The organism is Streptomyces sp. NPDC048172, assembly GCF_043202595.1.
Classification (GTDB): Bacteria; Actinomycetota; Actinomycetes; order Streptomycetales; family Streptomycetaceae; genus Streptomyces.
The window spans coordinates 320,079-334,126 of record NZ_JBIDAT010000003.1; the positions used below are offsets into that span (position 1 = coordinate 320,079).

Below are 14,048 nucleotides of genomic sequence, written 5' to 3' on the forward strand. Positions count from 1 at the left end.
GATGTAGGCGAGCGAGGTAGCCGGTGCGGCGGGAACCGTCGCGGAGACGGATTCCGCGGGTCCGCGCGGCGGCGACAATGACCCGGGTGAGGAACGTACGTAGGACGCTGCACCGGTTCCGGGAAGCCGCCCGCGACGCCGGGCGCCCGAGCGGCCCGCCGCTGCGGCCCACCCGGCGCGCCTGGCAGTTCGACGCGCTGATGGCACTGGCGCTCGGGATCGTCACCGTCTACTACGGGATCGACAACGCCGGAAACGTCGTGGTGCGGGAGATCGCACCCGGCGTGATGAGGACCGTGCCGCGCCCGTCCGGGCCCGGCGGCCTGGCCTACATGGTGACCCTCGCGGCCATCGCCTCGGGCGCCCTCGCGCTGCGCCGCCGCTACCCGCTCGCCGTGCTGTGCGTCGTGACGGCCGCGACGCTGGCGACGCCGCAGAGCGTGCTGCGGCTGACGTTCTACGCGTTCCTTGTCGCCGTCTACAGCGCCGCCGTCCACAGCCCGTACCGGACGGCGACCCTGGCGGCGATCCCCGCGTCGGTCCTCCTGGTCGGCACCTCGGGGAACTCGGTGACGCCGATCGTCCCCAACGAGTACATCGCCCTGCTGATCCTGGTCCCGATGGCCGGGGCGGCGCTGGGGCTGCGCACCTGGAAGCGCCGGAGCGACGAGGGGCGGACCCGGCTCACAGCCCTGGAACGCGAACAGGCCGAGGCGCTGCGGCGGGCGGTCGCGCACGAGCGCGCGCGGATCGCCCGCGAACTGCACGACGTCGTCACGCACAACGTCAGCGTGATGGTCATCCAGGCGGGCGCGGCGCGCAAGATCATGAAGACCGCGCCCGAGCAGGCGGGCGAGGCCCTGCTCGCGGTCGAGGCGGGCGGCCGGGCGGCCATGACCGAACTGCGGCACGTCATGGGCCTGCTCACGCTGGACGGGCCCGAGGACGACCCGTCCGGCGCGGCGGCGGAACCCGGCGCGGCGACCGAACTGGCCCCGCAGCCCGGCCTCGGCCAGCTGGACGCGCTCGTCGGACGAGTACGGGACGCCGGACTGGCCGTCACCCTGGACGTCGTCGGCCCGCCCCGCGATCTCCCGCCCGGCATCGGGCTCGCCGCCTACCGCGTGGTCCAGGAGGCCCTGACCAACACCGTGAAGCACGCCTCAGGCGCCACCGCCGCCGTGACCGTCGAACACCGGCCGGAGCAGCTCCGGGTGGAGGTCACCGACACCGGCGGGCACCCGGCCACCGGCGCGGCGAGCGGCGCGGTCACCGGGAACGGCCGCGGCCTGATCGGCCTGCGCGAGCGCCTCGCCGTCTACGACGGCACCCTCACCACGGGGCGACGCCTGACCGGCGGTTACCGTGTGGAGGCGCTGATCCCCCTGGAGACACCGTGACCGAGCCGCTCCGTGTCCTTCTCGCCGACGACCAGACCCTGGTCCGTACGGGGTTCCGGCTGATCCTCGGCGCCGACGGCATCGACGTCGTCGCCGAGGCGACCGACGGCCTCGAAGCGGTCGAGGCCGTCCGCCGCACCCGCCCCGACGTGGTCCTGATGGACATCCGGATGCCCGGCATGGACGGCCTGGAGGCCACCCGCCGCATCCTCACCGGGGCCGAGGGCGGGCCCCGTGTGATCATCCTGACCACCTTCGACCTCGACCGGTACGTCTACGCGGCGCTCTCCGCCGGGGCCAGCGGCTTCCTCCTCAAGGACGTCAGCCCCGAACACCTGACCGCCGCCGTCCGTACGGTCCGTACCGGCGACGCGCTCCTCGCCCCCGCCATCACCCGCCGCCTCGTCCAGCGGTTCACCCGGCACGGCGACGGCACCGCGGCGCTCCACCGCGACCTCGCCTCGCTCACCCCGCGCGAACTGGAGGTCCTCGGCCTGCTGGCCCGCGGCCTGACCAACGCCGAACTCGCCGCCCGCCTCCACCTCGCCGAGGCCACCGTCAAGACGCACGTGGCCCGCATCCTCGCCAAGCTCGGCCTCCGCGACCGCGTCCAGGCGGTCATCGTCGCCTACGAGACGGGGCTGGTCAGCGCGGGCGAGAACGAGGCGCCGGACCAGGCGTAGACGGCTCGGGCGCCGACCGCCCGGGCGCCGACCGTACGAGCGGACCGGGGCCTGCGCTTCCCCGGAGACCCCGGACGGTTGCCCGTTGAACCGATCCCGGCCGTCATCCGTGTCATCCGTGCGGCCGACAGGGAGCGACGCGCAGCGCGGGCGTCCGGCTCCCGGACCGGCCAGGCGCCCGGTGGTCGAGAACCGCCGGCTCCCACCGGGCGCCCCACCCGGCCCCGGCCGGAGCCCGCCGGGCCTGGAACCCCTCTCCTTCCGCGGTTCCTCATCCCCTTCGGCATCCCATTCCGCCGTTCCAGGGCACTGGTATTCCTGCAGCTCAGAGCCCGTTCCAGCGATCCAACGTCCCGTAGTGGCCGCGATCTGTGGCGCCGGAGGCGGGGGGCGGAACAAGCTGTGGTCGTCCGAGGCGCCGGGCGGCTCGCTGCCCCCGGGCCCGCTCCAGGGAGGAATCACGTGGCATTGCCCGAGCCCGTCGCGGTGGCGGACTTCGCCGAACACCGCGTCGAGGACAGCGAGGGGCACGGCTCCGTGCCCCCGGACCGAGCAGCCGCTCAGCTGCGCTTCGCCGTACTGGGCCGGGTCAGGGCGTGGAGAGACACCACGGAGCTGGAGCTCGGTTCGCCGCAGCAGAGAATGGTGCTGGCGGCGCTGCTGCTGCGGCGGGGGCGGCCGGTCACGGTCTCCGAACTGGTCGACGCCGTCTGGGGCGAGGAGCCGCCGAACGCCGCCGTGTCCGTGCTGCGCACCTATGTGTCGCGACTGCGCAAGGCGCTGAAGTCCGGATCGCGCGCCGCCGACTCCCCGCAGGTGCTCGTCTCGGTCACGGACGGCTATCTGATCCACATCCCCGAAGACGGCCTGGACCTGGACGTGTTCGAGCAGCGGGTCGCCGAGGCGCAGAAGCTGCGCGCCGAGGGCGCGCTCCCGGCGGCGGCGCGGCTGCTGCGCTCCGCGCTGGAGGCGTGGGAAGGGGCGCCGCTGGCCGGACTGCCGGGCCCGCTGGCCGAGGCCGAGCGCTCCCGGCTGGCCGAGGAGCGGCTGCTCGCGCTGGAGACCCGCCTGGACATCGACGTCGAACTCGGGCGCCTGGGCGAGGCGGTCCCGACCCTGGTCGCGCTGAGCGGCGAGCACCCGCTGCGGGAACGGCTGGTCCGGCTGCTCATGCTCGCGCTGTACCGGTCGGGACGGCAGTCCGAGGCGCTGGCGGCGTACCGCAGGACGCGCGGCACGCTGGTGGAAGAGCTGGGCGTCGAGCCCAACGCGTCACTGCGGGACCTGCACGGGCGCATCCTCGCGGCCGACCCCTCGCTGACCGCGCCCTCCTCGGCCCCTGCTCAGGCAGCGTCCCCGGCTTCGGCATCGATCCCTGTCGAGGCCCCTGCCCCTGGCCCTGCCCCAGTTCCCGGCCCCGAGCAGGAGGCCCGCCCGCAGGAACCCTCCGCACAGGAGGACGCCGAGGCCGCGTCCCGAACGGCCACGCCCGCACAGCTCCCCGCCGACCTGCCCCACTTCAGCGGGCGCGAGGACGAACTCGGGCAGGCCCTGCACCTCGCGGCGGACAACCCGTCGGGCCCGCCCACCACGGTGATCAGCGGCATGGCCGGTATCGGCAAGACGGCACTGGCCGTGCACTGGGCCCACCGGATCGCCCACCGATACCCCGACGGGCAGCTCTACATCAATCTGCGCGGATTCGACCCCACCGGCGCCGTCATCGCCTCGGCCGAGGCTGTCCGGATCTTCCTCAACGCCCTCGGCCTCCCCCCGCAGTCCGTCCCGGACTCGCTGGAAGCGCAGGCGGCGCTGTACCGCAGCCTGCTCGCCGACCGGCGGATGCTGATCGTCCTCGACAACGCCCGCGACGCCGAGCAGGTACGCCCGCTGCTGCCCGGCTCTCCGGGCTGCCTGGTCATCGTGACCAGCCGCAGCCAGCTCACCGGCCTCATCGCCAACGAGGGCGCCCGGCCGATGATGCTCAGCCCCCTGGCGTCCGCCGAGGCCCACGACTTCCTGGCGCGCCGCATCGGGGCCGCGGCGCTCAGGGCGGAACCCGGGGCCGCCGAGGAGATCGTCGAGCGCTGCGGCCGTCTGCCCCTGGCCCTCGCCGTCGTCGCGGCCCGCGCGGCGACCAATCCGACGTTCGCGCTCGACACCGTCGCCAGGGAGCTGCGCGAGAGCCGCGGCAACCTCGACGCGCTCACCGGTGGCGACCCCACCACGGACGTACGCACCGTCTTCTCCTGGTCCTACCAGGCCCTCTCCGCCCCGGCCGCGCGGCTGTTCCGCCTGCTGGGCCTGCCCTCCGGGCCCGACATCTCCGCACACGCCGCGGCGGCGCTGGCCGGGCTCCCGCTGCGCGAGACCCGGCGCCTGCTCGCCGAGATCACCCGGGTCAGTCTGCTGACCGAGCGCGTCCCCGGCCGCTACACCCTGCACGACCTCCTGCGCGTCTACGCCGCCGAACGCGCCGCGGCACAGGGGCCGCCGGAGGAGCGGCGGCAGGCCCTGGAACAGCTCATGTACTGGTACCTGCACACCGCGGACAGCGTCTACGCCCACCTCGCCCCGCGCCACCGCCCCCTGCCCCTCAAGCCCCTGCCCCCGGGGTGCGAGCCCATGACATTCGCCTCGCGCGACGAGGCGCTGCGATGGTGCGAGACCGAGCGCCCCAACCTCGTCGCCACCGTGGACCTGGCCGCGCGAACGCGCCGGCCCGACCTCGCCTGGCAGCTGACCATCTCCCTGTGGGGGTTCGCCTTCCTCAGCGGCAACATGCACGACTGGCTCAACACGGCGCGGACCCGGCTGGAAGGGGCCCGCGGGGCGAACGACCGCAGGGGCGAGGCGTGGAGCCTCACCGAGGTGGCCGCCGCGTCCACGGCGATGGGCCGTCTCGACGAGGCCGTCGAGCACTACCGCGCGGCGATGCTGCTCTACCAGCGGCTCGGCGACACCTACGGCAGCTCCCAGGCCGTGAGCGGCCTCGGCGTCGCCTATCTGCACTCGGGACAGCTCGACGAGGCCTTCGACTTCCTCAACCGCTCGCTGGCGCTCTCCCGTGCCAACGGCGACGACTGGGCCGAGGGCATCGCCCTGGCGCATCTGGGCGACGCCTGCCTGCGACTGGGCCGGTACGACGAGGCCGTCGACTACCTGCGGAAGGGCTTGCGGCTCCTGCGTACCACCGGAAACTGCTGGTTCGAGGGCGCCACGCTCGCCTCGCTCGGCACCGCCCTGCACCGGCAACGCCGCCTCGGTGAAGCGGTGGAGAGCTACCACGAGGCACTCGACGTGCTCCGTGACGTCGGCAACCCCGGGGGCGAGGGCGACACCCTCGGCCACCTCGGTGACGTGCTCCTGGACGCGGGCCGTCCGGAAGAGGCCCGTGACCGATGGCAGCAGGCACTGGCGCTCTTCGAGGAGTCGGGCCGTCCGGGCGCCGAGGGCATCAGGGCCAGGCTCCGCCGCCTGGAAGCGGGCGAGCGTGCTCCGGAGGTGGGCACGGAGGCCGCCCCGGAACCGACCCGGCCCCTGCACCGGACCGCGTGCGCGTCCGCGTCCGCGGGGCACGCGCATCCCGAGTGAACTGCCCTCGCACCTGGCCCGGCCGACGCACGCGCTCCACCGAGCGGCCGGAGCGGGGGAGTTCCGCGCGGGTCAGCGCGTGAGCGCGGCCTGGAGCTCTCCGCGGCCCCGGATGCCCAGCTTGCGGTAGGTGCTCGTGAGGTGCGTCTCGACGGTGCGGCGGGCCACGCTCAGGAAGGCGCAGATCTCCGTGTTCGTACGCCCGCCGGCGGCCAGTTCGGCGATGCGGCGCTCGCTGAGGGTGAGCGCCTCGGAGCCGGTGTGCGCGGCGGAGATGCGGCGGGCGCCCACCGCGCGCAGAGCCGTCTCGGCGGAGAGCCGCAGGCCGTCGGCCCCGCTCCGCTCCGCTCCGCCCGCTCGGCCGCCTCGTGCAGACAGGCCCGGGCCTGGTTCCGTCGGCCCGCGGCGGTGAGGCGGCGCCCCTGGTCGAGCAGCGCGCGGATCAGCTCGCCGCGGTCCGGCGAGCGGCGCAGCACGGAGACGGCCTCCTCGGTGAGTTCGAGGCCGTGCTGCCCCGGGGTCGCCAGGGCGAGGCCGCGCAGGGCCCGTCCCACCGCGCGCGGGGTGTCCCACAACCGGGCCAGCCGCACCTCCTCGTACGCCAGTGCCTCGGCGCGCCGCCGGTCGCCCAGCGTCAGCCAGCACTCGGCCGCCGCCGTCCGCCAGGGGGTGGCGACCGGGCTCAGCACCGTATGGGCCGACTGCTTGCGTCCGCACTCCAGGAAGTCGTGCAGCGCACCCGTCGTGTCTCCCAGCGCCGACCGCAGGGTGCCGCGGGCGTGCAGGAACCGGCTGATCTCCCAGGACTCCAGCGCCGGGTTGAGGGCGAAGCGGTCGGCGTATTGCCGCGCCTCCCGCAGCCGGCCGGTCTCGACCAGGGCGCGCAGGGTGCGCGCGGCGGCGTTCGTCGGCTGGGAGCGGCGGGCCGCCGCCCGGCCCTGCTCCGCGTGCCCGGCGAGCAGCCGTACGTGGTCCCCGCGAGCGGCGACGAGGTCCGCGCGCAGGTCGAGCAGGGGCTGGTGCATGGGGTGCAGCAGCACGGGGGACTGCCCCGCCAGGCCGCGTTCCACCAGCCCTTCCGCCTCGTCGAGTTCGTCGGCCCACAGGGCGACGGTGGCGGCCGTGCCCAGGAGGAAGCTCTCCTCCACGGGGTCCGTGGGCTCGCTCAGCAGTTCCCGCAGGCGGGCCGTCGCCGCGCGGGCCGAGATCTCGCCGGACGTGGCAGCGTCACGCACCAGCAGGGCGAGCGCGGCCGCGCCGACGGTCTCCGCGCTGTCCTCGGCGGCGTCACGCAGCCGCTGGTACGCGGCCCGGCGTGCCGCCGGGTCCTGCTCCGAGAGCAGGACGGACGCGGTCCGTACCGTACGGACGAGCAGGGGGTCTCCGGCCAGCTCCCGCTCGGTCCCGCGCAGCACGCTCACGGCGGGGCGCACCTCGCCCTGGTCGGTCAGCGCGGTGCCGAGGGCGAGCGCGGCACGGACGCGGTCGCGGGGTTCGGCGGGCAGGCGCAGCGCCTCGGCGAGCCGCCGGATGCCGGCGGGGGCGTTGGCGCAGCCGTACTCCAGCGAGCCCAGCCGCGTGGTCAGCGACTGGCGCAGAGCGTCGGGGAGCGGCTCGTCCAGAGCCCGGCGCAGATAGCGGACGGCGTCGCTGTCGCGGCCTTCGCGGACGGCGACGGTGACGCCGTCCCGCAGCACGCGCAGCACCCAGTCCCCTCCCGACGTCCCGCTGCTCAACAACTGCCGCGCCATGGACTCCACATGGTCGCCGCGGCGCAGCATCGCCTCGGCGGCGGACAGCGCCGCGGCCTCCCTCGCCCCGGCGGTCCAGCCCGCGAGGACGGCGTCGCGCAGCAGGGGGTGCGCGTAGCGCACGAGGCCCGCGGCGTCGGGGCGCAGCAGGCCGATCCGGAGCATCGCGGTGAGCCAGCCCGCCGTGCGGGCCGGGTCGGACCCGGCCGACTCGGCGAGCAGCCAGGCCGGTCCGTCGGAGCCGCCCTCGGAGTCGGGCCGTTCCAGGACGGCCAGGGTCCTGGCAGCCGCGGCCGTCGCGGGCCCCGCGCTCTCCAGCCACCAGGAGACCGCCGCCGGGTAGGCACCGGGGTAGAGCGCGGCGCACCGCTCGGGCACGGCCTGGCGCTGGACCTGGTGCAGGTCGTCCAGGAGCGCGCGCAGCAGCAGGGGGACACCGGCGCCCGCCCGTACGCACTCCGCCGTCCACCGCGCCGTGGCCGCGGGGACGGTGGCCCGGACGAGCGCGGTCGAGCCCTCGTCGGAGAGCGGGGCCAGGGTGTGCGTGCGGACGAGGGACGGCGACAACTCGTGCGTCAGTCCCGGCGGCCGGGGTGCGATGTCGTACTGGCTGCGCTCGGTGACCACCAGCAGGACGGCCAGCCGGTCGATACGGCGGGCCACATCGACGAGCCAGCGGCGCGAGGCGGCGTCGGCGAGATGGACGTCGTCGACGGCGACCAGCACCGGGCACTCCGCCGCCCGCGCGCGCAGCAGCCGCCAGAGCGACGCGGCGGTGTCCCGGTCGTCGCCCGCGCGGCCCGCGTTCGCGCCCGGGTACCCGTCGGCGTACTCGTCCGGGTGACCCAGGAGGTGGTGGATCGCGGAGAAGGGGGCCGTGTCCTCACGGGCGCAGCGCACGTGCAGGACATCGAGCCCGCGGTGCGCGCCGTACGCCGCGGTGGCCTCCAGCACGGCGGTCCGGCCGGTCCCGGTGGCGCCGCGCACCAGGACGAGGCGGCCCGCGCCGGTGAGGACGCGCTCGGTCTCGGACACCATCAGCGCGTGTGCCGCGCCGCGTTCCAGCAGGTCTCCGAACATCCCTTCCTCCATATCGAGGTGCCGATGTGTCGAGGTATCGAGGTGTCGAGGTACCGATGTGCCGACGGGTGCGGCACCGACCGCACCTCAGCGGGCACAACGGCCCCGCGGGGCGGGCGGTTCAATCGGGAACGCGGCTGATCTCGTGGTGCCTCTCGTGGTGTTCCACGATTGCGGGCCCGACAACGAGCGAACAATCTTGGGCCGTGACCAGGGCCTCAGCCCTTGCCGGAGCTTCGAGCCGTGCCCTGGGCGGGAAGGTGACGACCGGAGTGAACCCGACCGAGCCGTGCACCACGCGGTACCGGCTGCTGGGCCCTGTCCAGGTCCAACGCGGCGACAGCACACTGGATCTGGGACCGCGGCAGCGCAGAGTGCTGCTCACCCGGCTGCTCATCGAGGACGGCCGTCCCGTTCCCGTCGGCGAGCTCTGCCGCTCGCTGTGGAACGGCGACCAGCCCGCCGGTGCGATGTCCTCGGTGCGGGCCCACGTCAGCAGGCTGCGTTCGGTCCTCGACCCGGCCCGGCGTGCCCGCTCCACCGTGCTGGTCGCCGACTCGGCGGGCTACGCCCTGAAGGCGCCCCGGGACGCGCGGGACACGAGCGCCTTCGAGGACTCCCTGCACCGGGTGCGCGGCGCCCTGAAGCGCGGAGAACTCCTCTTCGCGCAGCGCGAGCTGGACGTGGCCCTCGGGCTCTGGCGTGGCGAGGCACTCGGCGACGCGGCGGAACTCCCCTTCGCGATACGCGAACGGGAACGGCTCAACTCGGCCCACCAGGACGCCAAGGAACTGCGGGCCTCGATCCTCCTCCACCAGGGCGACGTGGAGCGAGCGATCGAGGTCGCCGAGGGGCTCTCGCAGAGCGCCCCGCTCCGGGAGACGTCCTGGTCCCTGCTGATACGCGCGCTCTACGCGGCGGGCCGTTCGGCCGAGGCGCTCGCCCGGTACGACCGGTTCCGGGACATGCTGGCCGGCGAGCTGGGCCTGGACCCCAGCCCCGGGCTGAGCAGGCTGCACACCGCGATCCTGCGGCACGACACCGGGATCCTCGACGACGTGCTGCCCGCCTCCGCTCCCACCACCGTGACCGCGGCCGGCGGGCCCGTCGCCGCACCCCTGGCCGGACGGGCCGAGGAGACCGCGCAGCTCACCGCCGTACTGTCGGGTGCGGCGTCCGGGCGCACCGGGTGGGCCGTGGTCTCCGGGGCGCCCGGTTCAGGGAAGACCCGGCTGCTCGACGAGGCGGCCGCCAAGGCCGCGGCCGAGGGCTTCGCCGTCGTCCGCGTCGCGGGCGGCCGACCGGGGGGAGAGGCGCTGGACGCACTCGTTCGCGCGCTCACCCGCGCTCCGGTCCCCACCCTGTGCGTCGTCGACGACCTCGACCGGGCGCGTCCCGCCTTCCACTCCCGACTGCTGCGGCTCGTCGACACGTTGCCGGAGGCGCCGGTCGCGTTCGTCTGCGCGGTCCGGAACGCCGACGACCCCTCCGCCGACGGGCTGCTGTCGGCGCTGGCCCGCCGGGGCACGACGTGGCTGCCGCTGGAGCCGCTGACCGTCCTGGACGTGACCGAGCTCCTGGAGGCGCACGGCGGCGCCGCGACGGCCGAGGAGGCGGCGGCGCTGCACCGGCGGGCGGCGGGAAACCCGTTCGCGCTGTGCGAGTTGCTCAAGCTGCCGCCGGAGCGGCGCACCGGCCCGACGGCGCGCGTGCCCACCGCGGTGCGCGGCGCCGTGCACGCGCGGCTGGCCGAACTCCCCGACCGGGTGCGTGAGGTGCTCACCTACGCGGCGGCCGACGGCGAATGGCTCGACATCGGTCTGCTGGCCGACACCCACGCCACGTCGCCTGACGTGCTGCTGCCGCTGATCGACGCGGCCGTCGCCGCGTGGCTCCTGGTATGGGAGGCGAGCCCCGTGGATCGCCCCGAAGGGGGCTACCGGTTCCCCGAACTGTCGCGCGAGGTGGTGCTCGGCACCCTCACCCCCTCCGCGCGGCAGAGGGCGCACGCGGCCCTCGCCCGCGAGCTCATGCGCCGCGACGGCGCGGACCCGGCACGCCTGGCCCGGCACCTGCGGGTGGCGGGCCCGGTGATCGTATCCGGCAATCCATCGGCAACGTACGGACAAGATCCGCCGGATAACGTCATGACCAACCCCGATAACCGTGCAGATATGAGGAAAGGAAGCGCACATGGCGAAGACGAGGACTCTCACGCGTACGGCGATCGCGTTCTGCGGCACCGCGCTGATGGCCACCGGAGCGGTGGCCGCGACGGCGAGCCCGGCGGTCTCCGCCGAGAGCCAGGGCGGGACCGTCAAGATCTGCGCTAAGGGCAACTACGACGTGAGCGCGGAATTCGTGGGATCGGGGAACGGCCAGGGCTGGCGGTCCAAGACCATTCGAGTGGGGAAGTGCACCACCGCTCCGAGCCTCGGCTCCGGGCGGTTCAACGTCTACGGGCACAAGTCCCCGAGCAAGTTCCACGTCGGTTCCCTGGACTACAAGAAGGGCCAGTCCCGCGACATCACCGCCGTCGGAAGCTCCGCCAATCCCGATCTGGTCGTGAACGGCCCGGGCGGAGGCACGTTCGTGAAGAACTAGTTCGTGAAGAACGAGGAAGTCCCGCCGGGGCCTCGTCCCGGGAACGGTGAGGGGAGGGTCAGCGCAGACCCTCGTAGTCCTGCGCCACGGTGAGTGTCACCGGTCCTGATGCCCGCCCGTCCGCCCGCGAGGCGGATCCCGGCAGGCGGGAGGCGAGGACCTCGGCCGAGCGCCGGAGGTTCCCGGGATAGCTGACGGTGGTCTTCCTCGCCCGCTCGGGGGTGTTGCCGGTGGAGGCGACGGTGAAGCCGAGGGCGCGCAGGTCCTTGGCGACCCGCGCCGCGCGCCCCGGCTGTCCGGTGCCGTTGAGCACGCGGACGCGTACGGACGGGGTGGGCACGGGATTCTCGCTCGCGGCTTCCATCCGCTTCTTGTCGACTTCCTCGTCGTGGGCGAGCTGGCCGAAGAGCCGGGCCGCCTGCGGGTACTGCCAGACGACGTTGGCCCGGTCGGCCGGAATGTCGGCCTGCCGGGGGTAGTTGGGCACGGTCAGGAAGGTGAGGCGGTCCTGGGGGATGCCCTTGACCTGGGAGGCCAGCTCGTAGAGCGGCTTGAGCCCGGCCAGCTCTTCGTCCGTGGTCAGGGACTTGGTCGTGGAGTCCAGGAAGTCGTACAGCGCGGCGGGGCTGGTCACCTTCTTCTGTGCCTTGCGCGCGAGGGCCCGCATGAACTCTTGCTGGCGGCCGATGCGGCCGAGGTCGGAGCCGTCGCCGACGCTGTAGCGGGTACGGACGTAGCCCAGGGCCTTCTCGTCCTTGACGGTCTGGCAGCCCGCCTCCATGTCGAGGTGGGCCTTCTTGTCGTGGATCGGCTCCTTGGGGCAGACCTCGATGCCGCCCAGCGCGTTGACCATGCCCTTGAAGCCCTGGAAGTCCACCGACATGAAGTGGTCCATGCGCAGCCCGGTGTTCTTCTCCACGGTCTTGATCGTGCAGGCCGCCGCGGCGCCGACGTCGCCCTTGCTGCCGCCGATCGCGAAGGACTCGTTGATCTTGAAGGAGTGCGGCGCCGACTTCTTCCCGTCGCCCCGCTCGCAGGACGGGATACGGACGTAGGAGTCACGCGGCAGCGACATCACCGTCGCCCACTCGCGGTTCGCGGCCAGGTGGACGACCATCAGCGTGTCCGACTGCATCGTCTCCAGGCCCTTGCCGTACTCCGCGTTCGCGCCCGCACGGCTGTCCGAGCCGACGACCAGGATGTTCTTCGAGCCTGAGCTCAGCTTCTCCGGGCGGTCGCCGTCCAGCCGCTGCTTCAGATCGGCGGACGTGATGTTGCCGTCGAGCTGCCGGTACGCCCAGAACCCGGCCCCCGCGGCCCCCAGGACCAGTACCGCGAGCACGCCTCCGGTCCACGCGAGTATCCGTCCGCGACGGGTGAGCCGCGTCCTCCTCGTCTGCTGCCTCCTGCGGCCCCCGCGCCCGGCGCTGCGACCTCGTGTCCTTGGCTCCATGCCCGTACCACGGATCGGCTGGGAGAGGGGTTCACCGTGTGACGAGGGGAGCGGGGAGGGCGATTGAACCGTTCGGCGTCTCTCCACGTGGAGGGGGCAGATGGCGCTGCGGACGGCCCCCGTGTCCGCTGCGCCGTCTTCGCCTTCCGTCCCGTCCGCGTCGGCCGTTCCGCTCAGGAACCGGGCTGCGGATGGCAGACGACGTCCCTCCAGACGAGACAGATGAACTCGCTATGCCTATGCCTTCTTCCCCGGGCGGCACGAAACGCGCCCGGGCCTCCTTCGATCCTCTGGCCATCTCGGCGATGGTCGTCACCGTCGTCGCCTTCTCGGCCACCGCCCCCCTCACCGCCGCAGGCTCCGCGCCGCCCCTGGCCATGGCGTTCTGGCGCAACGCCTTGGGCATCGCCACGCTCGGCCCGTTGCTTCTCCTGGTGCTGCGCCGCCGCGAGGTGGCGCGCGTCGCGCGCGGGGAACGCGGAGTGCTCCGGCGCGAGCAGTGGCGGCCCCTGGCCCGCGGCTTCCTGGCCGCCACCTCGCTCGCGCTGCACTTCGCGACCTTCATGACGAGCACCCGCATGACCACCGTCGCCATGTCCACGGCCCTCGTGGCCACGCAGCCGGTCTGGCAGGCCCTCATCGCCGCCGGTCAGGGCGTGCCCGTCGCGCGCCGCACCTGGGCGGGGCTGCTGCTCGCCGTGGTGGGCGCGGCCGTGGCCGCCGGGCCCGACGTGCAGGCCGGCGGACCCGCGCTGAAGGGCGATGCGCTCGCCCTTGCCGGGGCCATGGCGCTGGCCGGGTACACCGCCCTGAGCCAGCGGGCCCGGGCGGACGTGAGCACCCCGTTCTATTCGGCGTTCACCTCGCTGGTCTGCGGGGTGGAGCTCCTGGCCGTGTGCCTTCTCGCGGACATCCCGCTCACGGGCTTCGACCGGACCACGCACCTGTCGCTGCTCGGCCTGCTCCTGCTGCCCCAGCTCCTGGGGCTCGGCTCGATGAACTTCGCGCTGGGCCGCGCCTCGGCCACGACGATGAGCGTCTTCCTCCTCCTGGAGACGCCGCTCGCCGCGCTCGCCGCCTGGCTCTTCATGGCCCAGGGCATCGAAGCGTGGGCCGTGCCCGGACTCGTACTGATCATCGTCGGCGTCATGGTCGTGGTGACCAGCGACGGCGCGGAACCGGCCGAGACCGGCCAGGAACGGCACCGCGGCGAGGTGCCGCTGCCGCCCCCGCCTCCGCCTGTCCCCGCCGTTGCCCCCGCACCTGTCCCCGTCCCTGCCCCCGCCGTCATGACCGCCGGGCCGCAGCCGCGGCAGCAGCCCGCACCCCACCAGCTCCGCGACGACCCCCGGGTGGAGTGGGCGGCGCCCCGGCGCGGCCGGAACCCCGCGGTGCCGGTCACCCCGCACGGCACGGGCGCCTTCGACACCTTGACCCTGTTCAGGATTCCCCGCGAATAAGACGAGGCGGCGGACGACGAGGC

Annotated in this window: 7 protein-coding genes and 1 pseudogene; 6 read left to right on the forward strand and 2 right to left on the reverse strand. The window is 74.2% G+C overall.

Annotation, left to right across the window (positions count from 1 at the left end; genetic code table 11):
• Positions 1–77 precede the first annotated feature (77 nt).
• The 3 genes from ACGF3A_RS14900 to ACGF3A_RS14910 all read left to right on the forward strand — a co-directional run bounded on the left by ACGF3A_RS14900 (position 78) and on the right by ACGF3A_RS14910 (position 5,677).
• Complete coding sequence (locus ACGF3A_RS14900; RefSeq protein WP_393729630.1) at positions 78–1,400, forward strand: sensor histidine kinase; 1,323 nt, start codon at positions 78–80, stop codon at positions 1,398–1,400.
• A complete protein-coding gene (locus tag ACGF3A_RS14905; RefSeq protein ID WP_393729632.1) occupies positions 1,397–2,083 on the forward strand; it encodes a response regulator in 687 nt (228 codons plus the stop codon). The genes ACGF3A_RS14900 and ACGF3A_RS14905 overlap by 4 nt, the downstream gene beginning before the upstream one ends.
• A 462-nt stretch (positions 2,084–2,545) precedes the next feature.
• Positions 2,546–5,677, forward strand: a complete 3,132-nt coding sequence (locus ACGF3A_RS14910; RefSeq protein WP_393729635.1) for a BTAD domain-containing putative transcriptional regulator — start codon at positions 2,546–2,548, stop codon at positions 5,675–5,677.
• 72 nt (positions 5,678–5,749) lie between these two features.
• Here the strand turns inward: ACGF3A_RS14910 and ACGF3A_RS14915 are convergent.
• Positions 5,750–8,508: pseudogene (locus tag ACGF3A_RS14915) on the reverse strand (AAA family ATPase).
• Between the two features lie 272 nt (positions 8,509–8,780).
• Between ACGF3A_RS14915 and ACGF3A_RS14920 the strand changes: the two are divergent.
• Positions 8,781–10,841, forward strand: coding sequence for a BTAD domain-containing putative transcriptional regulator (locus tag ACGF3A_RS14920; protein WP_393729637.1), 2,061 nt, complete (start codon positions 8,781–8,783; stop codon positions 10,839–10,841).
• 13 nt (positions 10,842–10,854) lie between these two features.
• A complete protein-coding gene (locus ACGF3A_RS14925; RefSeq protein WP_393729639.1) occupies positions 10,855–11,112 on the forward strand; it encodes a hypothetical protein in 258 nt (85 codons plus the stop codon).
• A 58-nt stretch (positions 11,113–11,170) separates the two neighbouring features.
• Here ACGF3A_RS14925 and ACGF3A_RS14930 read toward each other — a convergent pair whose 3' ends face one another.
• Positions 11,171–12,454 (reverse strand): LCP family protein, encoded by a 1,284-nt coding sequence (locus ACGF3A_RS14930; protein ID WP_393729641.1) that lies wholly within the window; start codon positions 12,452–12,454, stop codon positions 11,171–11,173.
• 350 nt (positions 12,455–12,804) lie between these two features.
• Here ACGF3A_RS14930 and ACGF3A_RS14935 point away from each other — a divergent pair, with 350 nt between their 5' ends.
• Positions 12,805–14,025: a DMT family transporter gene (locus ACGF3A_RS14935; protein WP_393729643.1), complete on the forward strand. Its 1,221-nt coding sequence runs from the start codon at positions 12,805–12,807 to the stop codon at positions 14,023–14,025.
• The last annotated feature ends 23 nt before the right edge of the window (positions 14,026–14,048 follow it).

What these genes read in the sequence shown, in the direction of transcription:
- ACGF3A_RS14900 (WP_393729630.1), top strand. Translation starts at nt 78, where the DNA reads ATGACCCGGGTGAGGAACGTACGTAGGACGCTGCACCGGTTCCGGGAA.
- ACGF3A_RS14935 (WP_393729643.1), top strand. Translation starts at nt 12,805, where the DNA reads ATGCCTTCTTCCCCGGGCGGCACGAAACGCGCCCGGGCCTCCTTCGAT.